We start from the raw sequence: 25,519 nt of genomic DNA, 5'->3' as shown, positions 1-25,519 counted from the left end.
AGGAGCGAAACACCTGTGATCACACGTTTAGCATCCGGGAACAGAATGTCCCTGGCAGTCAGTTACCGGGGCATGTTCGAGACCGCCGGAGTGGCAGCAGACAACAGGCTTGAGGATGTTCAGGGGCAACTGCGGCAAGTGCTGGCCACCATCGATGCGCTTATGGCTGAGGCCAACGTCGGCAAGGAGCAGTTGACCCGCGTGCAGATCTGGCTGGCCGATTACCGCCATTTCGAAAAGGTCAACGAGGTTTACGACGCCTGGCTGCTGGGCTATCCGAAGCCAGTGCGTGCTTGCGTCGGAGCCGATCTGGGAGAGGGATACCTGGTTGAAGTTCAGGTTTTTGCAGTACACCACTCGACATCAATTTATCCGGATGAGCGATAACGCACCTTCAATGCGGTGAGGCCTGAGTGCTCGCCATATTCGCTTCATGGCGCTCGGTTCTGCTATTGGCACCGGATTGTTCTATGGGTCCGCCTCAGCAATCAAACTGGCTGGCCCCTCGGTACTGCTGGCCTACATCATCGGTTGCATGGCCATCTACATGAAGATGCGAGCCTTGCGTGAAATGGCCGATCATCATCGTTGATTGAGTTGATCAAGGGGCCTCGCAGGATCAATCGACTGGATCGCTCCTTGTCTCGTAACAGCATCTCCGAATGTCAGCTCTTAGCCGATTACTGATCTTCGCGAGAGACCGCTTTGGGGCGAATAGAGCGTTGTGCATGATCCGTCTATATCAGGGGACGCTCTGTCAAAACCGTGTCGTCGATTTTTGCGGCGACTTGGCGAGACTAGATGGCTGATGGGACTGCTGCAACGGCTGAAAGGCGGTGGGAGTATGTTTCGGAAATGGACTACAGAGAGGGATAATCCGATTCAGAACACATAAAAAGTGTTCTCCTGTCATCAACATAGGGCTGATTGCGCCCCTGGATGTTCCCGAGCCGCATTACGGGTCAATTTTCCGCCTCGGGCGCCCGAAATGCCTTGCTGTAGTAGCCAGACGAGTCAAAACAGCAAACCGCCTTCTTGCCGCTCGCAAGCATATCGCAGGCATCCCCAATTCGCTTTTCACGCGTCTTGAGCTGCTTCGCTGAAGTAATCCAGTGGATCCAGTCCACCCGCGCAAGGGTCGTCGTACTGTCCCAAACCTTTTGAGCCTCAGGTGTGCCCGCCAGGGCTTCCTCGAAATCCACTGGGATATCAGGCTCGGGCTCCTTCTTCACCGGGACCAGTTCAAGGGTAACGGTATCACCAACGGCCACACCTGCCGCATCGAGTAAATCGCTACCGACCTTCAGCCAATGGCTCAGCTGACCATTGGGCTCAAGGGTTGCCCGAAAAGGATGCCCATTGATCGTGCCGTCAACGGATGTCCTTCCCCGCCTCGGAAGCCGTTCACTCGCGTCCCTTGGAAGAACTGCAAACGCCCACGACCTGTCATCACCGGGCTTTAACGGACGAAGAAGCTTGGCTTCGAATCGGCACCTCGCATCGTCTGCTGTCATTGCAAGTTCTCCAACCAAGAGCTTACTTGGCCATCGCCTCGTCCAACGCCTGCTCAAGTGTGCTGACCGTCCGCTCGATATTGTGCAGCTTTTCCAGCCCGAACAGGCCGATGCGGAAGGTCTGGAAATCGACCGGCTCGTCGCATTGCAACGGCACGCCGGCGGCAATCTGCAGGCCATGGCTGACAAACTTCTTACCACTCTTGATATCGGCATCATCGGTGTAGCTCACCACCACGCCAGGGGCCTGAAAGCCTGCTGCGGCGACGCTCTTGATACCTTTGCGGGTCATCATTGCGCGCACCCGGTCACCCAGCGCCTGTTGTTCATCGCAGACCTTGTCGAAACCGTAAGCTTGCGTCTCTTTCATCACTTCGTTGAACCGCGCGAGAGCATCGCTTGGCATGGTCGCATGGTAGGCGTGACCGCCCTGCTCATAGGCCTGCATGATCTGAAGCCACTTCTTCAAGTCGCAGGCGAAGCTGGTGCTTTGCGTCGATTCGATGCGCTCCAGGACCAAGGCGCTGAACATCACCAGGGCGCAGCAAGGTGAGGCGCTCCAGCCTTTCTGCGGTGCGCTGATCAACAGGTCGACCGCGCATTTGTGCATATCAACCCAGATCGCGCCTGAGGCGATGCAGTCCAGCACGAACAGGCCACCCACCGCATGCACGGCGTCGCCCACGGCCCGCAGGTATTCATCGGGCAGGATGATCCCTGATGACGTTTCAACGTGGGGGGCGAAGACAATCTGCGGTTTCTGCGACGCAATGGCCGCCAACACTTCGTCCAGAGGGGCCGGGGCGTAGGCTGCCTGGCGCCCCGACTCAACCGGCCGGGCTTTCAGCACCGTTGTGGCCGCCGGAATGTTGCCCATTTCAAGGATCTGGCTCCAGCGATAACTGAACCAGCCGTTGCGTATCACCAGGCATTGCTGGCCGGTGGCAAACTGCCGTGCCACCGCTTCCATGCCGAATGTGCCGCTGCCCGGAACCACCGCAACCGCCTGGGCGTTGTAGACCTGTTTCAGGGTGGTTGAAATGTTCTTCATCACCCCTTGGAACGACTGGGACATGTGGTTGAGCGAGCGGTCCGTGTAGACCACCGAATACTCGACCAGCCCTTCGGGATCGATACCGGGATAGATCTTCGACATGGTGCGGTTCCTTTGGCAGAGAGGTCCATGGTATCGACCCTGCCCTAAGCCATTGCAAATGACAAGATGCATCAGGCACACCGCATCGTCAGCCTGGCCCCCTGCCTGACTTGAATCAGGGAAGCGCCCACTGGTTGAAGTCCCAACAGCCTCCCCGGCCTGAACATCAGAGATGTCCACTTCCTTGCCCCACACGCAAAACTCCTTGTCCCACCCACCACTTTTTCCCGCACCGACCTCCACCCAGAATCCGCCCCTGACATCACTTCCCCGTTCAGGAGCCCAAGAATTGCGCTATTTCAAACCGCTACTACTCAGCCTAGCCCTGGCCACCACTGCCCAAGCTACCCTGGCTGCCGACTGGCAATCCTCCCCCTACGGCCCAAATGACGAAATCGGTGCCGCCAACCTCCTCACTCCCGAAGTGGTCAAGCAAGCCATCACCCTGGTCAAGACCGGCAAGACCTACCCCCTCGCCGTCCCCGTCAGCAAGGACCTGCCCGCCTTCCGCCACCGCAGCTTCCACCTCTACAACATCCAGCCCGGCGAACAGGCCGGCCAAACCCTGGGCAAGAACAAGTTCAGCTTCAACGACGAGCTGGTCAACGGCTGGACCGGCGTCGGCACCCAGCTCAACAGCATCGGCCATATCGGTATCGACAACGTCTACTACAACGGCAACAAGGCCGCCGATTTCGTTACCGTCGAAGGCGTGACCAAGCTCGGCGTGGAGAAAGTGCCGCCGATGGTCACCCGCGGCGTGGTGCTGGACATGACCGCGCACTACGGCAAGGCCATCGTGCCGGGCGGTACGTCGTTCACCGTCAACGACATCAAGGCGGTGCTGAAGCGACAAGGCATCACCCTGCGCAAGGGCGACGTGGTGTTGTTCAATACCGGCTGGCTGGAGCTGATCGGCAAGGACAACGCGCAGTTCCTCGCCACCGAGCCAGGCATCGACCTGTCGGCGGCCGAGTGGCTGGCCGACCAGGGCATCGTTGCCTTCGGTGGCGACACCTGGGCCTCGGAGGTCTACCCGAACCCTACCGGTGAGGAGTTCCCGGTCAACCAGTTCATGCTGGCCAAGCGTGGCATTTACAACCTGGAGCTGATCGATACCCGCGCTCTGGTGCGCGACAAGGCCTTCGAGTTCCTGTTCGTGCTGGGCCAGCCGCTGTACAAGGGCTCGACGCAGGTCAATATCAACCCGGTGGCCATCCGCTGATCATCAGGCCGTTCGAAGATCGAAGTTAGAGGTGTATTGCCTATGGGATTTGCTGCGGACATCTGAAGGCCTGGAGTGCCTCCTGATTCGGCACAGCTGCTGTGCCGAACCAGCTGTTATTGCTCGACGATTAAGCCATAAGGATTTTTGTTCGCGCAATAAACTTTCGAGTGCGCAAGCCAGACACAAAGCTCGTTATATTTTTTCAGCATGACCATGTCGTTCAACTTGTAATGCACAGGGACAATGTTCGATTGCTTGAAGTCCAGGTCGGCATAACGGCCGACTAGTGGAATAATATTCTGCTGTTTGAGGTCAATGCTCATAATCATCGCAAAGGTATTCGTATCGATGTTAAACATGTGGCACTGAGAGCCAGGAAAGTGCGTTTGTTCAATCAACCCTCGGTCACAGACTAAAACCCCAGCGTCTTCGTGATTTCCTGCATACTGAAAGATGTAGAAATCCATGCTGACATTGCTATTATCAATAACACTTTTAAGCATGGTCTCTAGCATATTTAAATTATGATCTAAAGGCTGGAGTATCAGCAAGTAAATAGTCTTTAGCCAGGCCAGATAGTCTTCTTCAGAGATGTCGAACTCGTCACATATTCTTTTGACTTGGGGTCGATCAGCCTCATCAAGAGACCGAAAATGCGACTGTAGCTCTTGACTGCCAGGCACTACTCCTCGAAGGATACTGAAGGAGTCGAGCGTCATTTTGATTGAGTAGGGGTTCCTCAGTCGATTTAGAAGTTTAAGGAGATAGAGTCGCAGCAACTCATTCTCAAAATTCACAGCCTTAGGATTTTTAAGCTTCTCAAGAAGGGAGTTTGTTATAATAGAGATGTCGTCCTCATATCTCTGAAATGCGCTTTCCAAATTATGCTGGCCTCCCCCTTCAAGCTGCTTCAGAGAATAAAGGTCACGACGTGACAGATTTTTCTCAATCTTCACTCCGCTTGCATCATCATTTTTTATCTTGGCTGGATCTCGACTTAAGATGCTAAATTCATAGATACGCTGATTTTCAGGCTTTACAGACTTGTCTATAGCATTTAGGCGTTGCTCTACTTGTGAGATAAAATGATGATTGCGCGCATGACTCTTTTCCATACTCCCTCCTTGGATCTGTTCAGCTATCTGACGGCTTTAATTTGAGACTGGTATTTACCAGGCAGGTCTAATACATTTATCACTAGGGCTCCCTTCATGACAAGTTCCATTGATGGTCACCCGCGCCCTGGTGCGCGACAAGGCCTTCGAGTTCCTTTTTGTGCTAGGCCAACCGCTGTACAAGGGCTCGACCCAGGTCTATATCAACCCGGTGGCCATTCACTGATCATCAGGCCTTGAAGTGGTGTACCTCGCCTCCCCAGGGCTGCTTTGCAGCCCTTCGCGGGTGAACCCGCTCCCACAGGTACAGCGCCAACTCCAGAAATTGGGCGATCCTGTGGGAGGCGAAGCGCAAGACAGCTTAGCCGAAGTAAATCGCTGGTCGCGCTTTACGGAGCCGGGTAGAAGCCTCTGCATTCACGCCCTAAAGGGCCGTCTGCAAAAGTGTTGCCGCTGCAGCAGTCTAATCCGTCGCGCCCCACGTAGGTCCCCGCCCTGCACGCGGCAGGCAGCAGTTTCCTCCAGGTTTTAGTCCCAGCGTCGTTTCTACCCGTGCCATTGAGCTCGTAGGTGCAGTCATGCTTACGTTTCTCAGCATTCGGCACCTGTTGGTTATAGGCTGCTTCCCCCAGCTGGAGACACTTCTTGTACTTGGGGAGATCCAGTTCGCGTGCAGCCTTCGCCTTTGCAATGATTGCGGTGCATTCGGGATTATCCGGCGTAGCGAGGCAGTTGATTCGCCCACTCAATGCCTTGGCTCTTTCACTCAGGCTTACGCACTCCTTTGCCAACAGAGGCTGCGCCGGTGTGCTGGCGCACGCTTGCTGATAGAACGCCGGGGTGAAGTCGAAGGTATCAGGGTGCGGGCCACTCCCCCGATACATGACCTTCAAGCACTGCTTTTCACCGGACTCGAAGCAGATTCGACACGCTTCTCCCTTCACGCACTTGCTGTACTTGGTACCTTCCTTGTGAGCGAACTCTGTTCCATTCATGGCTTTGGAGAAGACGACATGTGCGTCGCAGTTGGCGGGACAAGAAACCCCATCGTCGTAGATCGTGAGTTTTTTGACCTCTGCCTGGCTGGCCGGAACCGTCGCTGCGAGGAACAGCATTGAGAACAGGAGTCGGATAAGCATGTAACCCTCCGTGGAACATGTGTGAATCGCTGCTACTTGGGCCTTGCCCCCCGATAGGCAGGAGAGGCATTCAAAGAGCCTAGCAGCGGTACTGGCACAGTGCCCTCTGTGCTTCACCCCGTCACTACCTCATACCCCACCCGATGCGCCTCAGTCGGCAGCGGCACCTCCCACTTGAACAGCATCCGCCGTATATCGTCATTGCGCAGCGACGTGTCCCGTCGCTGGTTACGCCGCATGATCTCGTCCTCCGGCCGCTCCAGATAGACGATCTCCACCTGCGCCCCGTAGCCATACAGCAAGTCCAGGGTACGGCTACGCATCTGCCCCGACAGGTGCGTCGAGTTCCACACGAAGGGCCTGCGCTCGCGCAACAGCGCCTTGGCCCGGTCGATGGCGTAGTGCGCGGCGGCGCCTTCGTTTTGGCCGTGGCGCAGGCCCAGGGCCTGGCGCGCGTCGTCGAACGACACCACCGGCAGGTCCGGGTGGTGTCGGGCGGTCCAGGTGTCCTTGCCGCTGGCCGGCAGGCCCGAGAGCATCACCACCTGGGACCCCTGGGGCTCGTGCAGCGCATAGTCCGGATGCACGCGGGCGCCACGCAGGTACTGAATGCGTGTGTAGTCGTCGGCAAACGCCCGTGGACCGTACAAGCATCCCTCCTCCGCCGCCAGCTCGCGCCACAGTTCGATGGCGGTCAGCACATCGGCCTTGCCGGCATAGTGGCGGCCCTGCATGTCGGCCTCGGCCACCGCGCAGAGCATCCACACCGGCAGCTCCCAGGACAGCTTGTGCAGCAGGAACTCCGCGCTGCGTCCGCTACGGTCACCCTGCAGGGCAAAGAACGGCAGTTGATGCACAGTGATGATCCGGCAGATCTGTTCGCGCAGCGCGAACGGCACGCCGGCGCGCCACAACAGCAGACGCGCATCCACCGCGCCTCGGCGCGAGTGGCCGGGTTGGCCGATGCGCCCGGTCTGCGGGTCGATCACCGTGGTGTCGGGCTTGGCGATGTCATGCAGCAAGGCAGCGAGGAACAGCACGAAGCGCTGCTCGGCGCTGGCGTCGCGGTAGGCGCGCTGCGCCAGCAGCGCCTCGACCACCAGGCAGGTATGGACCCACACATCGCCCTCGGCGTGATAAGTCGGATCCTGCGGGGTGTCGGCCAGGCGTGCCAGGGCCGGAATGGCCGCCAGGCAAGCGGCGCTGTCCATATCCTGCCCGGGGTCAGGCACCAGTTGTTGCAGTTGTCGAATGTCCATTTCAGGAAGCTCCTTCAGTCGCCGCGGCGTACGCCGTGCCAGTCCAGGGACAGGCGCGGCGCGTAGAGATCGACGCCGGCGGCCAGTTGATTGGGTATGTACGGTTGGTTGGCATGGTGCTGGTCGGCGTCGAGGATGGCCTGGACGAAGTCCTGGCGCACCCACTTGAGCCGGCCCAGGGTCTGGCGCTCGTCTTCAAGCTTCAGGTACAGCCCCTCCATGCGGCTCGAGCGGTCGCACTGGCGCCAGGCGCGGGCCAGATCGAGGCCTTCGCGGCGCACCACCTGCTCGAACACTTCGCGCCATTGCGCGGTCTTGGCCAGCGAGTCGCCGAGCAACGCCATCAGCTCGGCGTAGCGGCGCGGTGCCGGGCCTTCGTACAGCACCGGCACCGACAGCACCGGGCCGTCGGCGAGCAGGCGGCGGCGCGCCGCGGTGGACAGGAACAGCCCCGTGGCGCGGTCCCACACGTCGAACTCGCAGAAAAAATGCGGCAGGTGGTCGTAGAACACCGAGTGCTTCTTGTGCAGCCACTCGCCATACAGCACGAAGCGGTCTTCAAGACGCTCCAGCAACCAGTGCTCGTGGGCGACGGCCCATTGCTTGAACAGGTTGAACTGGCGCTCGCGGCCACCGCCGGTGAGGTAGTGGCCACGCGACTGCAGGCGGAGTTCGCCACCGTTGCTAAAGCTGATGCCGGCGTTGGCGCCGTCGAGTTTCTCTTCCACCACCAGCCATTGGCCGGTCAACGTGCCATAGGCCACCTGGCCGGCATCGCTGTCGCCGTCCTGCAGGCGCGAGCCTTGCAGATGGGGTGTGCGGGGGTATTTGAGCAGTTCGAGGGAATGTGCGTCGGCACGAAAATCCATGTTCATGGGTTTCTCCTTGGAAATAGGGAAAAACCGACGACAGGATCAGGTAGGTACGAGGATGAAGCGCCGCCGCGCGCAGGCGCGGGCAGCCATCAGGCACGATGGACCGTCGTCGGTATCAGGCGTGTTTGATGGCGCAGGGCACTGGCTTCACCACTTTGGGAAAAGGTTGCGGGGATTCGAGGGCGCGCATTCAACAGCAGGTGGCGTCAGCAAGTCAAGCCCTCAATGAAAGCAATGTGATAGCATCCGCGCGCCCCTGGAGGGGCAATCTTTTGAAATCCCGCAAGGAATAGGCTTCGTGAAAGACTTCGTCATCAGCGTCAACAACATCGTCCTCTACGTTTCCCTGGCCGTTATCTGGCTCTTCGCGCTCATCACGCTGTTCACCGGCGGGTTCCTGCCTGCTCTGGGTGTGTTCGTGGTCGGCAGCCTCGGCTGGTGCATCGTTTCCGGCTTCTGGTTCGTCCAGTCCGCCACCTACGAAGAGCTGCGCAAGCTCAACGCCAGCAAAGACTGACGCGTCCGGGCGGCGCGGCATCGGGTCTCGCGACCGCCCTACCCTTGCTCCTGCGCCGTGGCGCCGCGAAGCCATGGCAGCCTTGACCCATTCAGTCCGGCGCTGGTCCATTATTGATAAATATCAAGGCCACCCGGCGCGATAGCGTCACCCTGAGTCGTGAGTGCGAGACCAACGGTCCTGCTGGCCAAGCATGTCGACATGCACGAGATGAACCGCCCGTCCTAGAGTTCCTGCGATGCTCACCGTCACGCTGATCAACATGCTGGTCGTGATCCTGGTGGTGATCATCCACTACGAATGCCTGCTGCGTCTGAATGACTGGCTACCGCGCCTCAAGCTCTGGAGCCGGTTTCGTATCGTGGCGGGCGTATTCGGCGCTCTGTTGGCCCATGCCCTGGAGGTCTGGTGCTTTGCCCTGGCCTACTACCTGATGGTCCATGCCAAAGGCTGGGGCACGCTCAACGGCAATTTCGACGGAAGTCTTCTGGACTGCGTGTACTTCTCCTTTACCACCTACACCACCATCGGCTTCGGTGATGTTGCCCCCAGCGGGCACCTCAAGTACCTCACGGGCCTGCAGGGATTGACCGGCCTGGTGCTGATTACCTGGACCGCTTCATTCCTGTTTCTGGAAATGCAGAAGTACTGGAAAGCCAAATAGCCGCTGGGGCCATTCGGCTAACCAGCCACGCCCCTGCACTCGCTACGTCTTCCTGCTGAAAGTGGCCGCCAGCCGCGCAGTTGACAACGATCAAGTCAGAGCGAGGCTGCGCACCGAAACTGTCTTCCCACTGTTCATTCCAGACGCATGAGGGCATCGCCATGACTCCCGTCAAACCTCCCCATCAACCTGCTGCCTCGGCGTTTCCTACGCCCGTTGGCGAGCACTGGATCGAAGCACTCGACAATGGTACCCATGTGCTTGTCAGGCCCTTGCAAGCCAAGGACCGGCAGCGTGAAAGGGTCTTCATCGAACGCCTGTCACCAGAATCACGGCACTACCGTTTTCTGTGCCAGATCAAGGAGCCTGGTGAGGCAATGCTCGACCAGTTGATGGCGGTCGATCAGGACCGCCAGGCCGCCTTCGTCGCGCTGGCGCATGTGGACGGCGAACTGCAGGAAGTGGGCATTTCCCGTTACGCCGCCTGTGCTGATCAAGATGACTGCGAGTGCGCGGTCACCGTACTCGACAGCTGGCAACACCACGGTCTTGGCCGCTTGCTGCTCAAGCACCTGACTGATCAGGCACGGAGCAAAGGTTTCCGGCAAATGTATTCGATCGACTCAGCCGCCAACCAGGCGATGCGTGAGCTGGCCAAGGCCGCAGGATTCACCACGACTACCGACCCCGATGATCCTAGCCAGGTCATCCACCGGCTTGCACTGAGCTGACCCGAAGTCGCGCGCCATGACCCGTCGTGGCGCCGGCCTGGTTCAAGGCGTGCGTGCATGAGCCTCCTCGGGCAGCAGGTCGAACTGCTCGAGACAGCGCTGCTCATCATCGGGCGTGAGCGCTTTCAAACCGGTCACGCCCTGCAAGGGCGTTTCGAACAAGGCCATGCGCAATATCCCATTGCGTGTCATGAACCTTTGCGCCAGGCACGTGCAAACGGGTCTGCCGACCAGCGCGTTGAGCTTTTCATGTTCGGGTGTGTCGACTTGGGCCTGCAGATTGGCCTCGCAGTTCGCTGCGATCTGCGCCACCGAACGCCCCGCCAATCCTAAGGTGCCCGTGCCCAGCAAGGCCAGGCACGCCAGCATCACCAGCAGGAGGTTCGATTCCCGGGCCACTGAGCGCAGGAACGCCAAGCGGTCCTGCCAGCCTGTCTCCTGGCCGTTGAAGATAGCCTTGCCGACCGTGCGCCTCACACCCCGCTGCACTGCCCAGCCTAGCGCCACGCTAAGGGCCAGTATGGCCAGCAGTACTGCCGGATCATGCATGATAAGGCGCCAGGTCGGGCTCAGTCCGCGGTAGACCGACGTGGCCAGCAGCAATACAACGATTGCCAGGATCCAGCCCAGGCTCCCCTTGGGACGTTGCATCCATGCCCTGAGCTTTGCCCTTGCTTGAATAGTCATGAGCACCTCCCGCGCCAGGCTAGCGCACAGGGTCGATGGCAACGGTTTCCTGATACTCAGGCACGCACACCTGCCAGCCGAGTTCGAGGCTTATCCGCCGCCGCAACGTGTCGGCAGCGTGGGGCTCGCCATGGATGACATAGGTCTGACGTGGCGGCCGGGTGAACCCGCGCAGCCATTCCATGATCTCATCGGCATCGGCGTGCGCAGACAGGTTCTCCATCGCATGCACCCGTGCACGAATCGGCACATCCTCGCCGTGCAGACGCACGCTGTGGGCACCGGCGACGATATCGGCGCCCCGCGTGCCCCCGGCCTGAAAACCCGAGAACAGGATACTGTTGCGTGGGTTGGGGGCCAGCGCCTTGAGGTGGTGCAGTACCCGCCCACCGGTCGCCATGCCACTGGCGGCGATGATCACCGCAGGCTCGCGCAGCTGGTCAAGGTGCCTGGACTCATCGACCGTGCGGACGATGTGCGTGCTCTTGCACAGGGCGGCGCACTCAGCCGCTGTCAGCCGATGTTCGCTGCAGTACCGTTGGTACAGGACAGTGGCATCGGTGGCCATCGGGCTGTTCAGGTACACCGGGATATCAGGAATCAACCGGTCGCGCTTGAGCGTGTAAAGGTAATGCATGAGCAACTGGGCACGGCCGACGGCGAACGAGGGCACAAGGATGATGCCATGGCGCAGGAGCGTTTCATTGATGACCTTGGCCAGGTACTGCTCGGTCGATTCCGCAGGGTGCTTGCGATCCCCATAGGTAGACTCGATCAACAGCACGTCCGCCGCTCTGACCAGCTCGGGCGCGCGCATGATCGGGTCCTGGGGGCGTCCCAGGTCCCCCGAAAACAGCAAGGTCTGGCCTTCGGCGCTGATCTGGACCGTGGCCGCTCCCAGAATGTGTCCGGCGGTACGCAACAGCAGTTCCATGCCCTCGGCGATTGGCGTCGGGTGGTGCAGTTCCACGGGGCGAAACAGTGCCAGGGCCCGTTTGGCATCCTGCTCGGTATAGAGCGGTCGTGCCGGTGAGTGCCTGGAGTAACCGTGGCGGTTGGCATGCTCAGCCTGTTCTTCCTGCAACCGGGCGCTGTCGAGCAAGAGGATTTGCGCCAGGGCGCACGTCGCCGGCGTGGCGTAGATCGGCCCGCTATAGCCTTCCCGGACCAGTACCGGTAGATAGCCGCTATGGTCGAGGTGGGCGTGGGTCAGCACCACCGCCTCCAGCGCCCTCAGTGCCGGCGCCGGTGGCGCCCAGTTGCGCAGGCGCAATTGCTTGAAACCTTGGAAGAGTCCGCAGTCGACCAAGATCCGCGTGCTACCACGGGTCAGCAGGAACTTGCTGCCAGTCACCGTCCCGGTGCCGCCAAGAAAGGTCAGTTGCATGGCCAGGGCTCCCATGTTTCGGCGACTTGAGGATGAACCGCGAGCACGCTGCACGGTGGTCGGCTGACCAGACGTTCGGTGGTGTCGCCCAGTAATTTATCCAGCCCTTTGGGCTGTACCACGCCCATCACCAGGGCATCGATGTCCAGTACCGCGACCTGCTCACGGATCACTTGTACAGGACGGCCCTCAATGAAGTGCCTGCGCTGCGGCGCAACGCCTTCGGCGTCGGCCAGCGCTTCGAAGGGTGCCTGCAGTGCATCGCGCATCTCTTCGATCCAAACCTGGGTGACGTTCATGTCCGAGGCGAATACCCCAGCCAGGCTGTAAGCCGAAAGCAGATGCAACTGCGCGTCACATTGCAATGCCAAAGCCTGGGCAGCACGGATCAGTCCACGGTTGAAGCGGGCCTGGATGTCTGGCGTCTCGCTGAACGCCGTATCCACGGCGATCAGGATACGCCGCGGCACTGCGATGGCAGCCGCCGGCACGAATTGACTGACACCCTTGAAACCACGCATCAGCGCACAATCCAACGGGATACCGAACAGCCGCCCCCAGGCCGATACAGCTTCGCTGTCCTTGATGACCATGTCCGGCCGCAGCTCACTGATGTAATCGATCGCCTGGCTACGGACATCCTCTGCATTCAGGCTGTCGACCGTCAGCGCTATTGCGCTGCCGTGATACCGCTCGATCAAGCCTTTCAACTGCACGCGGTAGTGCTCGTATTGGCGCGTGATATCGGCCACATTCAGCCGCTCTTCGCGCAGCAGGTGCTGCTGGTTCGGCGTGAACAAGCCCAACACATGCACGCCGGCACCGCTGAGCTGGGCCAACGCAAGCCCCCTGCGCAAAGCAGCGGAATGTGGATCGACTTCGGTGAGCAGCACCAGCAGATGTCGATACTGACCCATGGTGAACCTCCGCGCTCGTGGGCATGATGCCTTCAATGTTCCGCGCGAAGGGTCGGTGTTGCTTGATACAGATCAGAAAGCCGCTACCCAGCCTGAACTTGATGATTGTCAGAACCACGCTGGCCCGCCACGTTAAAACGGCTGCAACAGCTACTGATCACGTCATCAGGAGGCACCATGAACGGGCAGCAGGCCGCACAGGCGCAAACAGCTGAACACTGGGTCGAAAAACTCGAGGATGGCTCGGCGGTGCTGATCCGCCCACTACGCGAGGAGGACCACGAAAGGGACAGGCGCTTTCTCAGCACAATTGCTTATGACTCCCGGCGCTTTCGTTTCATTGCCGGACTGAGCGGCTGCTTGCCTGGTGTAAACACGCACTGCGTGCCAGTCGATCATCCCCCGTGCATGGCCTATGTCGCCTTGGTGCATGCAAACGGTAAATTGCAACAGATTGGCATCAGCCGTTACGCCGGCATTGCTGGTAGCCAGTATTGCGAATGTGCGGTGGCGGTCAGCGAAGACTGGCAGCGCAAGGGGTTGGGCAGGCGCCTGATGCGACACCTGATCGCGGCAGCACGCCGCGAGGGATTTGAGCGCATGGTATCCAGGGATATGGCGAGCAACTATGCCATGCACCGGCTGGCCAAGGCTCTGGGCTTTACATCATGCTATCCGGGTGGAGATGTGCGCGAGATCCTGCACCAACTGGATTTGCGGCCTTGAGCAGGCGAGGCCCTTGCGGGCCTCGTGCTTCAGCCTTGGGAGCGCTCGGGCGAAATTACCAGCACACTGCTGGACAACCGATGCAGAACCCGCTCGGCAGTGCTACCGATGAACCCGCCGACGCCATGATGGTGATAACTACCCATCACCAGCACATCGATTTCATTGTTATCCATGAACAGCGCCAGGGCCTTTGCCGGGTCACCTATGCGCATGTGGCGGTGTTCGACGGCGATCCCGTTACGTTCGGCAAGCGCCTGGAACGCAACGCTCTGGGCTTCGTGGAGGGTCTGGGCGAGGTTCGAGTCGAACAGAAACGAGTGCTCACGACTACCGTCGACGCCCAGGTACAGGGTGCCCAGGTCGTAGGCGTACAGCAATTCGACCTGGGCACTGCATTGCAAGGCCAGTTTCAACGCTTCACTGATGATCTGATCGTTGAAGCCTTCATATTGTTCTTCCGGCCTGGACAGGTCCACCGCGGCCAGAATCCTGCGTGGCAATGCCTGGCTGGCGTTGTGTACCAGGTGCAAAGGGATTCGCGTTTCGCGTAGCAGCTGAATATCCAGCGAGGTGAACATGGCGCGCATCCACCAGGGCTCATGTTCGAGCGCCTTGATCAGCATGGCGAATGGCTGTTCACGCAAATGCACCAGGATCTCGTCCAAAGGATGCTGCACCCACACCACTTCGGTGGTGACGATGACGCCGTTGCGCCGCATCGACAGTGCCTGGCTTTCCAGCCATTCACGGTGTTGGCGCACGTAGCCCTCACGCATCACCGCCAGCGCCTGGTCGTTCACCAGGCCTGCCGTGGCAAGTCCTTCCAGATAGTCGAATGCCACGATGTGCAGTGCCATCCCCTTGGCCTTGGCCAGGGCCGCTGCACGGTCGTAGACCGGGGTTCGGCGCATCAGGGGCGATGCGATCAGCAGGAGTCTTTGCGGCGTTTGCATGGCTCACCTCCGGGATTGCGCCAGGTAGCCAGAGCATCTACTTCCCACGTCTTGCACGTTTGATGTTTGTCAACTGGAGGCGCCTGCAGACCAACGGCATTACCCAAGACGCGGGACATTGACACGGATCAATGCGGCGAGCGTTCGCTGGCGCACTTTATTCCCATATTCCAGACACATTCAGGTATCCGCAGATACTGCGCTGCGGGTCACGCACCGCTTCCGGCTCGCTGACACTGAGGTTGCCTGCTAAGTGTTCGCTCAACAGCGCGACGGTGTGATCCACGCCCCGCTGCCAGCATGGACGCTTTCATTACCTATCCATGCTTTGGAGGCGCTGATGAACATCCATGTCGAAAAAAGCTCCGAGCCGGAACGCTGGTGGGTGCATATGGATGACTGGCGGGTGGGGTTCAGTACGGCTGCCGAAGCCGAGCAATTTGTCGAGCGGCTCACAGGCCGCCTCGAGGCTCCCCATTCGCTTGACCTGCTGGTTGATTGTTCACCTCGCGGCACCCGCGGCATGCATACTGACGCAGGGGCCCAAGGCGATCAGCGACGAGCGAAGGAGGCCTGAAAATGTACGGCCAATTGAAGGTCAGGTCGCTCGACTCGCCCAACGTTTCGTGTACGACCCATCCCATCCACCTGAAACCCCCGGCGTCCCTGTGCAGGGATTGCCGGGTCAGCGGTCTGTGCCTTCCCACCGGTTTGCCTGTTCACGACAACAGCTGCCTGGGCGCATTGATAGGCCCGCGAATGCGCATGCAAAGGGGCGCCGCGCTGTTCAATGCCAATGACCCGCTGACCCTGCTCTATGCCGTACGCTGTGGCAGTTTCAAGACCCGCATGAACACCGCCGAGGGCCAGGGTGTGGTGATCAACTTCTGGATGCCGGGTGACGTGCTTGGGCTCGATGCCATTGCCACTGAGCGCCATGTCTGTGACGCGATTGCCTTGGAAGACAGCGAAGTCTGCCCGATCCCCTATCACCGCTTGCAAGGCCTGGCGCGCGACTTTCCTTTCCTGCAACAAAGCCTGAATCGCTTGATGAGCCGGGAGATCGTGCGCGAACACAAACGCGTGCTGATGCTGTGCAATCTCACTGCGGAACAACGGCTGGCGGGCTTCCTGGTGGAGTTGTCCGGGCGCTTCGCCTGTCGCGGTTACTCTGCCCATGGCTTCATGCTGCGGATGTCCCGGGAAGACATGGCCTCGTACCTGGGTTTACGCTTGGAAACCGTGTGCCGATCCGTCGCCCGCCTGCGCGCACTGGGTATCGTCGAAATCCATGGCAGGCTGGTGCAGATTCTCGATATGGCCGCACTGATCACGCTGCAACAAGGCGACGGTGAATGGGAGGCCAAGGCCATTATGAAGGCACCATGCTCGATACCGTGAATGTGGGCCACGGTGCCGTGGCATTGGGTATTGGCATGCTGGTGGGCCTTGAACGCGAACGCAGGAAAGGACGTAACGAACGCCAAGCTGCCGCTGGCTTGCGGACCTTCGCTATCACCGCGTTGCTAGGCTACCTCAGCATGGTACTGGCAGGGGCGGTGCTGGTAGCGGTCGCGAGTCTCGCACTGGTGTTGATGCTCTGTGCGCATTACCGAAAGCATGTCGACAACGATCCTGACATTACCAGTGAAATTGCGCTGCTTCTGGTACTGACACTGGGCGCACTGAGCCTGAATGAACCTGAGCTTGCCGCCGCTGCGGGTGTGGTACTGACCGTGCTGTTGGCGCTGCGACACGAATTGCATCATTTCGTGCTACAGCAACTGAGCGAAGAAGAGCTGCGCAATGGCTTGATGCTGTCAACGGTGGCATTGGTGGTACTGCCGTTGACTCCGGACCAGTTTCTAGGCCCCTACAACGTACTCAACCCGCGTACGATCTGTAATCTGGTGGTCTTGCTGATGGCTGTCGGCGCTTTGGGACACATAGCCATGCGCCTGATGGGGCCTCGGTACGGATTGCCCTTGAGCTCAATCGCATCGGGTTTTGCCTCGAGCACTGCCACCATTGCCTTGCTCGCACACCGCGCTCGTCAGCAAGGCTCTGCTGCCAGGTCATTCGCCGGATCTGCCATATTGTCCAATCTCGCCAGCATCACCCAGTTTTCCCTGGTGCTGGGCATCATTGATCGTCGCTTGCTCGAGCCTTTATGGCCTTCGATCTGGCTCGGTGCGCTGGCCACGCTTGTGTATGGGGTACTTCTGCTGGCGCCCTGGCGTTCGACTCATGGCGGGTCGGCGGCGCAGCCGGGGGCTGGTGCGTTCAGTCTCTGGACCGCTATGGCCGTCACCGCTGCCATAACCGGTATCTCATTGTTCTCGGCGTTTCTTCTTCAGCACCTGGGACACTACGGCGCGAACGTCGCGGCGTTCGTCAGCGGGTTGGCCGACGTCCATGCGGCCACTGCCTCGATCGCCTCGCTGGTCATCGCCGGCAGGCTCGGTATTGATGACCTGGTGATATCAGGATTACTTGCATTGACCGCAAACGCGCTGACCAAATGTGCTCTGGCTCTGAGTAACGGCGGTTTCAGTTTTGCTCGATACCTCATTCCCGGCCAGTTGGTCATTCTTGGGGCGGTATGGCTGGGATTACTCTTGTAGATGTTCAGGGGCTTAGCGTGTTCAGGTTCAGGGCGCGGGCTCCGGCAGCCGGCGGAAGAACAGCCACAGCTCCCCAGCACCAGGCAGGCGACCAGCAACAGCGCCCTCTACATGTTCATGATCCGCCTCGGGGCTTGCCGGCCAGGCCGAGCAGCTGCAGGCGCAACTGGGCATCCCGAGCCCGCGGGTCCAGCCAGATGGCGAAGAACGCCCGGGCAAAGGCCGGGTCGGCAAGGGTGCGGGTGGGCAGGTCATCGACATAGAAGCGGCCGCCCTGCCCCGGCTGGTACAAGCCGGTGATGCGCATGCCGGGGCGCACATCCACGAATGCCTCCTGCAGTACCTTGGCCCAGGCTTCGAGCTGTTGCGGCGTCACGCGACCGGCGCCGAGGCGCCGCATCTCTTCAAGGCTGGCTTGCACCAGCGTGTCCCGGGACAATGAGCGGTGGTAGGTCAGTTCCAGGGCGAACGGCTGGTTCCAATCATGGCGCGGTCCCTCGGTCCACAAGCGTGCGCTGTACAGCCGCAGGCCGAACCAAGTGAAGTCGCCACTGCCCAATTGCTGGGCCGCCGGTAACGCCGCACGCCAGTCCGCAATAGCCGCTGGCATCGACGTCAGCAGCAGGCAGAGACAGGCCAAGCGCGCAAGGAATGCCATGACGATTCTGCAAGAAGACTGAACTTGTACAAGAATAGTTTTTTGTACAGATAAATCAAATCTCGTATAGATTTAAGCTCACCTGCAGCTTACAGATAGATTGCCCAATGAGCTTGATCCCCCATCACAATACACCCGCCAACGTGCTGGTCTGCGGCGCCAGCCAAGGCATCGGTCTTGCCCTGTGCTCGCAACTGTTGGCACGTGATGACGTCGGTCTACTGCTCGCTGTTTCGCGACAGGCAAGCAGCAGCCCTGAGCTGGATGTGCTGGCCCAGACGCATGGCCGCCGTTTGCTTCGCCTCGACTGCGATGCCCGGGATGAACAGGCGCTGCAAGTACTGGCAGATCAGATTCGTGGCTGCTGCGATCAACTGAACCTGGTCATCAGCACCCTCGGTGTGCTGCAAGCGCCGCCGGCGCGGGCCGAGAAGTCGCTGGCGCAACTGGATCTGGCGGGGTTGCAGGCCAGTTTCGCCACCAACTGCTTCGCCCCTGTCCTGCTGCTCAAGCACCTGTTGCCGTTGCTACGCCGGCAGCCCGTCACCTTCGCGGCCCTGTCGGCGCGGGTCGGGTCGATCGGCGACAACCACCTGGGCGGCTGGTACAGCTATCGCGCCAGCAAGGCCGCACTGAACCAGCTGTTGCGCACGGCCAGCATCGAACTCAAGCGGCTCAATCCCGCCTCGACAGTCCTGGCCCTGCACCCTGGGACCACCGATACCCTGCTTTCACGCCCGTTCCAGGGCAATGTGCCCCTCGAAAAGCTGTTCGCGCCAGCGTTTGCCGCCAGTTGCATCCTCGAACTCGTCGGCCAGCACGGGCCGTCAGAGACCGGCACGTTCTGGGCCTGGGATGGCAGCCCCGTTCCCTGGTGATCCGCAGGTCCTCCTCAGGGATGAGGCGCGACGGCGGTGGACACCGGGTCAAGGAAGACCAGTTGCAGCGGCTCTGCCAACAGCTGGTCGGCCTGCTCGGCAAAGCGCTGGAAGTGGGCGGTGGCCAGGTGCGTGTCCAGGGCCTGCTGGTGGTCGAACGCCTCGCGCATGTAGAACGTCCCGGGCTCATCGCTGCGTTCGAACAGCATGTAGTCGCGGTTGCCGGGTTCCGCCCGGGTCGGCTCGATCAAGGCCAGCAAGGCCGCTTTCAACGACGCTGCCAGGCCTGGCTTGGCCTTGAGGATGGCAAGGGAAACGAGGGGATGGTCTTGTGGGTTCACATCAAGCTCCTGGTCAATCGCAAGGGGCCGGATCGACCGGCCCGCCGTTGTCTGTCGGATGGGCTCAGAAACCTTCCAGAACGATCTTGCCGCGCGACTTGCCACTCTCGACCAGCGCATGGGCACGGCGCATGTTGGCGGCATTGATGGCACCGAAATGCTCGCCCAGGGTGGTGCGCAGGATGCCCTGGTCGATCAGCCCGGCCACCCGCTCGAGCAGCTCGTGCTGGCGCACCATGTCGTCGGTCTGGTACAGCGAGCGGGTGAACATCAGCTCCCAGTGCAGCGACAGAGACTTGCGCTTGAGCGGCATGACATCCAGGGTCTGCGGGTCGTCGATCACCCCCAGGCGACCTTGCGGCCTCAGCACCTCGACCAGTTGCGCGAAATGTTGCTCGGTATGGGTGAGGCTGGCGACATGGCTGACCGACTCGATCCCCAGGGCCTGCAGTTGCCCGTGAAGCGGCGCGCTGTGGTCGATGACATGATGGGCGCCCAGTTCGCGCACCCAGTCGGCGGTCTCGGCGCGGGAGGCCGTGCCAATGACCGTCAGGCGGGTCAGTTGCCGGGCCAGTTGCACCAGCATCGAGCCGACACCGCCGGCGGCGCCGACGATCAGCAGGGCATCGCCCTCCCCGCCGCCTTCGACCAAGCCTAAGCGGTCGAACAGCAGTTCCCAGGCGGTGATGGCCGTCAGCGGCAGCGCTGCCGCCTGCGCCGCGCCCAGGCTGCGCGGTTGGTGCCCGACGATACGTTCGTCGACCAGGTGGTATTCGCTGTAGCTGCCGGGCCTGGCGATGGAGCCGGCGTAGTACACCTGGTCGCCTGGCTTGAACAGGGTCACCTGAGGGCCAACTTCACGGACGATGCCGGCCGCGTCCCAGCCAAGTATTTTTGGCTCGGACGTGAAAGTGCCGGCGCGCACCTTGGTGTCGACGGGGTTGACCGACACGGCCTTGACCTCCACCAGGATGTCCCTGGGCCCTGGATTCGGCCTGGGCATGTCGATGTCCTGAAGGGACGCAGGGTCTTCGATGGGCAGGCCGTTCTGGGTGTAACCGATCGCTTTCATAGGTACTCGCTGCTGGATATGGTTTGATTCGTGAATCCAGTCTGGCGTGTTCGGTACTTTGGAAAAACGGGCTGAGCCCGTGAACACTTTCATTGCAGGAGTGAAAATGATCCGTCTCGACGACCTCGGCATCTTTGTGCGCAGCGCCGCGTTGGGCAGCTTTACCGCGGCCGCCCATGAAGCCGAGCTGCTGCCCGGCCAGGCGGCCGAGGCGGTCAAGCGCCTGGAGCGTGAGCTGGACGTACGGCTGTTTGCCCGCACCACGCGCAGCCTGCGCCTGACGGCCGAAGGCGAGCAGTACCTGCCCTCGGCCCTGGCCGCCTTGGAAGCCCTCCGGCAAGGGCGGGACAACCTGCAGCGGGAAAGCGCCCAGTTGAGCGGTATTCTGCAGGTGGCCGCGCCGTCCGACCTGGGGCGCAACGTGCTGTTGCCCTGGCTCACGGCGTTTCGCCGCGAACACCCGCAGTTGAACCTGCGCCTGTTTCTCTCCGACCAGATCGCCGATCTGTTCCGCGACCCGGTGGATATCGCCATCCGCTACGGCCTTAACGCCGACGCCAACTACATTGCCCTGCCACTGGCGCCGTGGAACCGTAAGGTGCTGGTGGCTTCGCCCGAGTACCTGGCGCGGCAAGGCACGCTGCACACTCCCGAGGAGTTGTGCGAGCACCAGTGCCTGCTGTACATGCAGCAGGGTCGGGTCTACGACAAGTGGCAACTGGGGACGCAGACCGTGCAGGTGCGTGGCGCCCTGTTCTGCGACGATGCCGATATCGCCCGGCGCTGGGCCGTGGCGGGCGAAGGGATCACCTACAAGTCCTGGCTGGATGTGAGTGACGACGTATTGGCGGGACGGCTCGTCGTGCTGTTGCAGGATCACCCCGGGCCGACCATGCCGCTGAGCCTGGTGTGCCCGCACCGCAAGCAGTTGTCGCCTGCGGTGAAACAGTTGCACGCCTGGCTGTCGAGCCGCCTCGCCGCGCTGGAACGCTACTGATCAGACGGCGGCAGCACGCCCTGGATCGCCGATACCACCTGCCGCGTCGCCGCTTCGAGGGTGCCTTCATTACGGCACAAGACCCAGCCGTGATCGGCAACCGCTCGCTCGAAAGCTTGCGTGCACACCACATGCTCATGCAGTTCATGCATCACGGTACTGCTTAACCCACGCGAGCGCGCCGCTGCCCTGCTCCACGAGATTTCGGGGTCGGTGACAACACCCACGTGCAGGTCCGGCACACGCACGCCGTGTTCGATGTTCAGCCGCAAGATCTCGGCAAACGGCACCAGCCGGCGAAATGCGGCTTCGGACGGGTACCAGCGATCGATCAGGATGATGCTGTCCTTGGGCTGCCTGGCCAGCACATGTTGGGTAATCCAGGCCCGGCTCAGCGCAAGGCGCTCACAGACCTTCATCTCCAGATCCCGGCAAGGGTCCCTGACGAACTGGTTGACCAGGGCCATGGTTTCGCCCCGATAAGGATCGCTTTTCTTCTCGCTGATGCGGATCACCTTCCTGTTGTCCGCCCTCAGCGCCTGGGTGACGGATTCCAGCAGCGTGGTCTTGCCGGTGCCCTTGGGCCCGTCGAGGGAAATGAACAGCGAATGATTCATGCGTCACACAACGGTTGGATTTCCTTCATCGACAGGCATTGGCTTACATCAGGCAGTAGAACTCGCTGACCTCTGCGACGATCTCCCGGGCGGCATTGTACAGCCTCGCCTCAGGTGTGAGGGCCATGGAGCGGGCTTCAAGCAGATAGCGCTGGCCGGCCTGGAAGTGGGCGTAGTCGAGGGTCAGATAGCATTGGCGGATGGTGGTGCCGCCCATCATGCTCAACCCGCCTGCGCCACTCGTTTCGTAATCGAACCTGACCACCAGTTGATGACTGCCGGGAGTGACCTGGAAGAAGCGGCCCTCCTCCAGGCGCTGCTTGTCCAGGCGTTCGGCCAGCAGCACGCGGTCGTTGGGGAATGGCAGCGAAAGGTCGACCCAGGCCATCTCGGGGTTGGCGACTGGCATCGGAGCCTGGCAGCCCGGGATGGCGGTAATCAGCAACAGCAGTAGCAGCCGGCGCATGATGGGTAATCCTTTGGGGAATGGTCAAAGAATAGCGCTGGGGGGGCAGGCTGTTAATCGTCTGGTTCGAGGCCTGGGATGACGGCTGATGTGAAGGAAGGAATAAAACTCAGGCCCGCCGGGATGAACCCGGACAGGCCTGAGGAAGGGAAAACGGTCGAATGCTACGCGCTACAGACTCTCGTCAAGAAACTTCACCACCGTCCCCATGCACGCCACCCGCTCTTCCACATGAGGCATGTGGCTCGAGTTTTCGAACAGCGCCCAACGGATTCCGGGGATCAGGTCCAGGTACGGTTTGACCACCAGCGGCGTCGCCTCGTCATAGCGCCCGGAAATCAGCAGGCTTGGCACGTTGATCTGCGGCAGGCGGTCGACGATGGTCCAGTCCTTGGTGCTGCCGATGATATGGAACTCGTTTGGACCGGTCATGGCGTGGTACACGGTCGGGTCGGCATCCACCTGGGCGAAGGTGCGCGCCACCTCTTCAGGCCAGGGTTTGAGCCGGCACACATGACGGTCGTAGAACACCCGGGTGGCGGCGATGTAGTCGGCGGCGGTGTAGTCGCCGACGGCCTCGTGGCGCAGCAGGGTGTCCTGGACGTCCTTGGGCAGCTCTTCGCGCAGGCGGTTGGCCTCGCGCACCCAGGTGCGCATGTCCGCTGGCGAGTTGGCGATCACCAGGCAACGCAGGCCCCGCGGCTGGCGCACCGCGTGCTCGCTGGCCAGCATGCCGCCCCAGGACTGCCCCAGCAGCGCGTAGCGCTCGGTGATGCCCAGGTGCTCCAGCAGGTTGTCGAGCTCCTCGAGGAACAGCTTGACCGTCCAGAACGACGCCGGCATGTGTGGCAGGTGGGTCGAGCGGCCATTGCCCAGTTGGTCGTAGTGAATGACCGGGTAGCCACCGGCCGCGACGTCCTTGTAGGCGTCGACATAATCAAAGGTGCAACCTGGGCCACCGTGCAGGATGACCAGCGGGGTGCGGCCGCAATCCAGGTCACCGGTGACGCGGTACCAGGTCTGGTAGTCGCCGAAAGGGGCAAAACCTTCACGCGATTGGGTGAGTTCCATGTCATCCGGCTCCGTGCGAATCATGGTGCACACAATAACCCTACGCGTGGCGCGGCATAACTAGAGAGTTCTCTAGGTTTTCGACCTTTTTTGTGTCTTCACTGATCAAGCAGGCGGTAATGCACCGCCCGGGCGACCGCCTGGACACGGTTTTTCGCCCCCAGTTTGTGCATGGCCGAGGTCAGGTGCAGGGAAATCGTCGCCAGCGAGCGGTTGAGCTTCTCGGCGATCTCCCCCGCCGTCAGGCCTTCGGCGGCCCAGCGCAGGCATTCGACCTCGCGGCGGGTCAGGCGGATGACGCGGGTGGCGGACTCCTTGGCCAGCAAGGGATAGGCCGCCTCCTGCAAGGCATGGGCGATCAGGCTGAAATCGCCCAGGTGCTCCCGGGCGTCGTCCAGGTCGCGTTGGCTGGCCTGGGGGCGCAGGCCGGTCAGGGTCGCCAGCCCGCCCCGTGGCAGGTGGATGGGCACGGTCACGCCGCAAGTCAGTTGCGCGTCGTGCAGGTAACCGACCACCGGAGCGTGGCGCTGGTCGATGTGGCGCTGCAGAACGGTCTCGCCCTTGGGCAGGTACGACCAGACGAAGGGTGCGATGGAGGACACCGCCACCTGCTGCACCGGGTCGATCTGGTAAAAGCCCTCGGAACACCACAGGTCCTGCCAGTCCTTCGGGGTCTGGCGCAGCCGGACCACGCTCGGGGTGATCAGCTCGCCGACATGGTCCAGTGGCACCGGGCTGTAGTCGTACACCAGGGCATCGAAGCCCAGTTCCGCCGCCAGTTCGGCGACGCTGTCCATCTGCTCATCGAGGCTATCGTCCGACGCCAGACGCGCATTGAGTTCAGCCACCTTGGCCTGCATACCTGACACTCCCTGTGATTCCTTTTGGATTTCCATCTCGAAGTCCGGCACGTAGAATGCCACGGCTTGGCGCGGGACTGCCATACGAAACCTATAGGAAACACTAGCTTGTAGGCGACGAAAACTCCTGCGCTAGTTATAGCTGCAAGCCATGGCCAACAGGAGAGTAGCGATGTGGCGTGAGATGCAACCTGACCAGCAGTTCAACGTATCGGTCGATGGCCACAATCTCGTGGTGTACAGCTTTGGTGAAGGGGACGAGGTGCTGTTGTGCCTCAATGGTGGGCCGGGGCTGCCCTGCGACTACCTGCGCGACGCCCATGCCTGGCTCAAGGACAAGGGTATCCGCGTGGTCGCCTTCGACCAGCTGGGCACCGGCGCCTCCGACCGCCCCGATGACGACAGCCTGTGGAATATCACCCGCTACGTGGCCGAGGTCGAGCAGGTGCGCCAGGCCCTGGACCTGGGCCGTGTGCACATGCTCGGGCATTCCTGGGGCGGCTGGCTGGCGATCGAGTACGCCATTCATCACCCGCAGTCGCTGAAAAGTCTGATTCTCGAGAATACCGTCGGCGACATCCCGCACCTGATCACCGAGCTGGAACGCCTGCGCGGCGCCCTAGGCAGCGAAACAGTGGCGATGATGCAGCGCCATGAGGCCATGGGTACCCTCGACCACCCGCAGTACCAGGCCGCCATCACCCTGCTCAACTACCGCCACGTCTGCCGGCTCGATGAATGGCCGGCGCCGATCCAGCGTTCGCTGGGCGACTGGAACATGGGCCCCTACAGCACCATGCAGGGCCCCAACGAGTTCCTCTATATCGGCAACCTCAAGGACTGGAACCGCCTCGAGCAGATGGGCGCGTTCCGCATGCCGGTGCTGATCACCACCGGCCAGCACGACGAACTGACCCCGGCCTGCGCCATGCGCATGAAGCTGGCGCTGCATGATCGTGCCGAACTGCATGTGTTCCCCAACAGCAGCCATATGCCGTTCTACGAAGAGCCCCAGGCCTATTTCCCGGTGTTGCTGGATTTCCTGCAACGCAACCGGGGTTGAT

At 61.0% G+C, this 25,519-nt stretch carries 29 protein-coding genes and 2 pseudogenes; 14 read left to right on the top strand and 17 right to left on the bottom strand.

Annotation, left to right across the window (positions count from 1 at the left end; translation table 11 throughout):
- Positions 1-15: 15 nt before the first annotated feature.
- Positions 16-387, top strand: a complete 372-nt coding sequence (locus AC25M7_RS10860) for a RidA family protein (protein ID WP_486971029.1) — start codon at positions 16-18, stop codon at positions 385-387.
- 46 nt (positions 388-433) lie between these two features.
- Positions 434-583, top strand: a pseudogene (proY, locus tag AC25M7_RS10855) (proline-specific permease ProY); the annotation flags it as partial.
- A gap of 379 nt (positions 584-962) precedes the next feature.
- Here the strand turns inward: proY and AC25M7_RS10850 are convergent.
- Positions 963-1,514, bottom strand: coding sequence for a YdeI/OmpD-associated family protein (locus tag AC25M7_RS10850; RefSeq protein ID WP_486971028.1), 552 nt, complete (start codon positions 1,512-1,514; stop codon positions 963-965).
- A 22-nt stretch (positions 1,515-1,536) separates the two neighbouring features.
- The gene (locus AC25M7_RS10845; protein ID WP_486971092.1) at positions 1,537-2,670 is read right to left on the bottom strand and encodes a pyridoxal-phosphate-dependent aminotransferase family protein; all 1,134 of its coding nucleotides are present in this window, start codon (positions 2,668-2,670) and stop codon (positions 1,537-1,539) included.
- Between the two features lie 289 nt (positions 2,671-2,959).
- On the opposite strand from AC25M7_RS10845, the gene AC25M7_RS10840 reads away from it, so the two are divergent.
- Positions 2,960-3,895: a cyclase family protein gene (locus AC25M7_RS10840; protein ID WP_486971027.1), complete on the top strand. Its 936-nt coding sequence runs from the start codon at positions 2,960-2,962 to the stop codon at positions 3,893-3,895.
- Positions 3,896-4,011: 116 nt separating this feature from the next.
- Here the strand turns inward: AC25M7_RS10840 and AC25M7_RS10835 are convergent, their stop codons facing one another.
- Positions 4,012-5,013: a hypothetical protein gene (locus tag AC25M7_RS10835; RefSeq protein ID WP_280070628.1), complete on the bottom strand. Its 1,002-nt coding sequence runs from the start codon at positions 5,011-5,013 to the stop codon at positions 4,012-4,014.
- Positions 5,014-5,122: 109 nt separating this feature from the next.
- Here AC25M7_RS10835 and AC25M7_RS10830 point away from each other — a divergent pair.
- A pseudogene (locus tag AC25M7_RS10830) lies at positions 5,123-5,239 on the top strand (cyclase family protein); the annotation flags it as partial.
- A 163-nt stretch (positions 5,240-5,402) separates the two neighbouring features.
- Here AC25M7_RS10830 and AC25M7_RS10825 read toward each other — a convergent pair.
- The 3 genes from AC25M7_RS10825 to AC25M7_RS10815 all read right to left on the bottom strand — a co-directional run bounded on the left by AC25M7_RS10825 (position 5,403) and on the right by AC25M7_RS10815 (position 8,286).
- Positions 5,403-6,152: a hypothetical protein gene (locus AC25M7_RS10825; protein ID WP_486971026.1), complete on the bottom strand. Its 750-nt coding sequence runs from the start codon at positions 6,150-6,152 to the stop codon at positions 5,403-5,405.
- A gap of 113 nt (positions 6,153-6,265) precedes the next feature.
- Positions 6,266-7,411 (bottom strand): AAA family ATPase, encoded by a 1,146-nt coding sequence (locus AC25M7_RS10820; protein ID WP_486971025.1) that lies wholly within the window; start codon positions 7,409-7,411, stop codon positions 6,266-6,268.
- A 14-nt stretch (positions 7,412-7,425) separates the two neighbouring features.
- Positions 7,426-8,286, bottom strand: coding sequence for an RNA ligase family protein (locus tag AC25M7_RS10815; RefSeq protein ID WP_062362323.1), 861 nt, complete (start codon positions 8,284-8,286; stop codon positions 7,426-7,428).
- A 298-nt stretch (positions 8,287-8,584) separates the two neighbouring features.
- Here AC25M7_RS10815 and AC25M7_RS10810 point away from each other — a divergent pair, with 298 nt between their 5' ends.
- The 3 genes from AC25M7_RS10810 (at position 8,585) to AC25M7_RS10800 (ending at position 10,198) form a co-directional block, all read left to right on the top strand.
- Positions 8,585-8,803, top strand: coding sequence for a hypothetical protein (locus tag AC25M7_RS10810; RefSeq protein ID WP_023630431.1), 219 nt, complete (start codon positions 8,585-8,587; stop codon positions 8,801-8,803).
- A 238-nt stretch (positions 8,804-9,041) separates the two neighbouring features.
- Entirely contained in the window at positions 9,042-9,467 is a 426-nt protein-coding gene (locus AC25M7_RS10805) for a potassium channel family protein (protein WP_028688838.1), read from the top strand.
- A 161-nt stretch (positions 9,468-9,628) separates the two neighbouring features.
- Positions 9,629-10,198, top strand: a complete 570-nt coding sequence (locus AC25M7_RS10800) for a GNAT family N-acetyltransferase (RefSeq protein WP_236248105.1) — start codon at positions 9,629-9,631, stop codon at positions 10,196-10,198.
- 42 nt (positions 10,199-10,240) lie between these two features.
- Here the strand turns inward: AC25M7_RS10800 and AC25M7_RS10795 are convergent, their stop codons facing one another.
- From AC25M7_RS10795 to AC25M7_RS10785, 3 genes are read right to left on the bottom strand one after another with little or no spacing between them, the layout of a single operon-like run.
- Positions 10,241-10,849 carry a hypothetical protein gene (locus AC25M7_RS10795; RefSeq protein WP_486971091.1) on the bottom strand — a complete coding sequence of 203 codons (609 nt, stop codon included), beginning with the start codon at positions 10,847-10,849 and terminating at the stop codon, positions 10,241-10,243.
- A 55-nt stretch (positions 10,850-10,904) separates the two neighbouring features.
- Positions 10,905-12,272 carry an MBL fold metallo-hydrolase RNA specificity domain-containing protein gene (locus AC25M7_RS10790; RefSeq protein ID WP_486971024.1) on the bottom strand — a complete coding sequence of 456 codons (1,368 nt, stop codon included), beginning with the start codon at positions 12,270-12,272 and terminating at the stop codon, positions 10,905-10,907.
- Positions 12,263-13,189: a universal stress protein gene (locus tag AC25M7_RS10785; RefSeq protein WP_486971023.1), complete on the bottom strand. Its 927-nt coding sequence runs from the start codon at positions 13,187-13,189 to the stop codon at positions 12,263-12,265. Before AC25M7_RS10785 ends, AC25M7_RS10790 begins: the two co-directional genes overlap by 10 nt.
- A gap of 177 nt (positions 13,190-13,366) precedes the next feature.
- Between AC25M7_RS10785 and AC25M7_RS10780 the strand changes: the two genes are divergently transcribed.
- A complete protein-coding gene (locus tag AC25M7_RS10780) occupies positions 13,367-13,915 on the top strand; it encodes a GNAT family N-acetyltransferase (RefSeq protein WP_247284546.1) in 549 nt (182 codons plus the stop codon).
- 29 nt (positions 13,916-13,944) lie between these two features.
- Here AC25M7_RS10780 and AC25M7_RS10775 read toward each other — a convergent pair whose 3' ends face one another.
- Positions 13,945-14,871 carry a universal stress protein gene (locus tag AC25M7_RS10775; RefSeq protein ID WP_028688832.1) on the bottom strand — a complete coding sequence of 309 codons (927 nt, stop codon included), beginning with the start codon at positions 14,869-14,871 and terminating at the stop codon, positions 13,945-13,947.
- A gap of 253 nt (positions 14,872-15,124) precedes the next feature.
- On the opposite strand from AC25M7_RS10775, the gene AC25M7_RS10770 reads away from it, so the two are divergent.
- From AC25M7_RS10770 to AC25M7_RS10760, 3 genes are read left to right on the top strand one after another with little or no spacing between them, the layout of a single operon-like run.
- On the top strand, positions 15,125-15,448 hold the full coding sequence (locus AC25M7_RS10770; protein WP_486971022.1) for a hypothetical protein: 324 nt from the start codon (positions 15,125-15,127) through the stop codon (positions 15,446-15,448).
- 2 nt (positions 15,449-15,450) lie between these two features.
- Complete coding sequence (locus AC25M7_RS10765) at positions 15,451-16,272, top strand: helix-turn-helix domain-containing protein (RefSeq protein ID WP_241412411.1); 822 nt, start codon at positions 15,451-15,453, stop codon at positions 16,270-16,272.
- Positions 16,257-17,495 (top strand): MgtC/SapB family protein, encoded by a 1,239-nt coding sequence (locus AC25M7_RS10760; RefSeq protein WP_028688829.1) that lies wholly within the window; start codon positions 16,257-16,259, stop codon positions 17,493-17,495. The genes AC25M7_RS10765 and AC25M7_RS10760 overlap by 16 nt, the downstream gene beginning before the upstream one ends.
- A gap of 115 nt (positions 17,496-17,610) precedes the next feature.
- Here AC25M7_RS10760 and AC25M7_RS10755 read toward each other — a convergent pair whose 3' ends face one another.
- Positions 17,611-18,153, bottom strand: coding sequence for a chalcone isomerase family protein (locus AC25M7_RS10755; RefSeq protein WP_028688828.1), 543 nt, complete (start codon positions 18,151-18,153; stop codon positions 17,611-17,613).
- 107 nt (positions 18,154-18,260) lie between these two features.
- Between AC25M7_RS10755 and AC25M7_RS10750 the strand changes: the two genes are divergently transcribed.
- Entirely contained in the window at positions 18,261-19,031 is a 771-nt protein-coding gene (locus AC25M7_RS10750) for an SDR family NAD(P)-dependent oxidoreductase (protein WP_241412409.1), read from the top strand.
- 14 nt (positions 19,032-19,045) lie between these two features.
- On the opposite strand, the gene AC25M7_RS10745 is transcribed toward AC25M7_RS10750, so the two are convergent.
- On the bottom strand, positions 19,046-19,372 hold the full coding sequence (locus tag AC25M7_RS10745; protein ID WP_062574016.1) for a putative quinol monooxygenase: 327 nt from the start codon (positions 19,370-19,372) through the stop codon (positions 19,046-19,048).
- 64 nt (positions 19,373-19,436) lie between these two features.
- Positions 19,437-20,444, bottom strand: a complete 1,008-nt coding sequence (locus tag AC25M7_RS10740) for a zinc-binding alcohol dehydrogenase family protein (protein WP_241412407.1) — start codon at positions 20,442-20,444, stop codon at positions 19,437-19,439.
- 106 nt (positions 20,445-20,550) lie between these two features.
- On the opposite strand from AC25M7_RS10740, the gene AC25M7_RS10735 reads away from it, so the two are divergent.
- Positions 20,551-21,441 (top strand): LysR family transcriptional regulator, encoded by an 891-nt coding sequence (locus tag AC25M7_RS10735; RefSeq protein ID WP_486971021.1) that lies wholly within the window; start codon positions 20,551-20,553, stop codon positions 21,439-21,441.
- Here the strand turns inward: AC25M7_RS10735 and AC25M7_RS10730 are convergent.
- The 4 genes from AC25M7_RS10730 to AC25M7_RS10715 all read right to left on the bottom strand — a co-directional run bounded on the left by AC25M7_RS10730 (position 21,435) and on the right by AC25M7_RS10715 (position 24,455).
- On the bottom strand, positions 21,435-22,058 hold the full coding sequence (locus AC25M7_RS10730; protein ID WP_247284540.1) for a dTMP kinase: 624 nt from the start codon (positions 22,056-22,058) through the stop codon (positions 21,435-21,437). The two genes, AC25M7_RS10735 and AC25M7_RS10730, sit on opposite strands and share 7 nt — an antisense overlap.
- A gap of 43 nt (positions 22,059-22,101) precedes the next feature.
- A complete protein-coding gene (locus tag AC25M7_RS10725) occupies positions 22,102-22,524 on the bottom strand; it encodes a PA0061/PA0062 family lipoprotein (RefSeq protein ID WP_349738725.1) in 423 nt (140 codons plus the stop codon).
- Positions 22,525-22,695: 171 nt separating this feature from the next.
- Positions 22,696-23,595, bottom strand: a complete 900-nt coding sequence (locus AC25M7_RS10720) for a proline iminopeptidase-family hydrolase (RefSeq protein ID WP_028688821.1) — start codon at positions 23,593-23,595, stop codon at positions 22,696-22,698.
- Positions 23,596-23,693: 98 nt separating this feature from the next.
- Positions 23,694-24,455, bottom strand: a complete 762-nt coding sequence (locus tag AC25M7_RS10715) for a LuxR family transcriptional regulator (RefSeq protein WP_062362299.1) — start codon at positions 24,453-24,455, stop codon at positions 23,694-23,696.
- 172 nt (positions 24,456-24,627) lie between these two features.
- On the opposite strand from AC25M7_RS10715, the gene AC25M7_RS10710 reads away from it, so the two are divergent.
- Entirely contained in the window at positions 24,628-25,518 is an 891-nt protein-coding gene (locus AC25M7_RS10710; RefSeq protein WP_028688819.1) for a proline iminopeptidase-family hydrolase, read from the top strand.
- Position 25,519: the final 1 nt, after the last annotated feature.

It is taken from the genome of Pseudomonas sp. P106(2024) (genome assembly GCF_057480815.1).
This window is presented reverse-complemented; position numbering and strand designations above follow the sequence as displayed.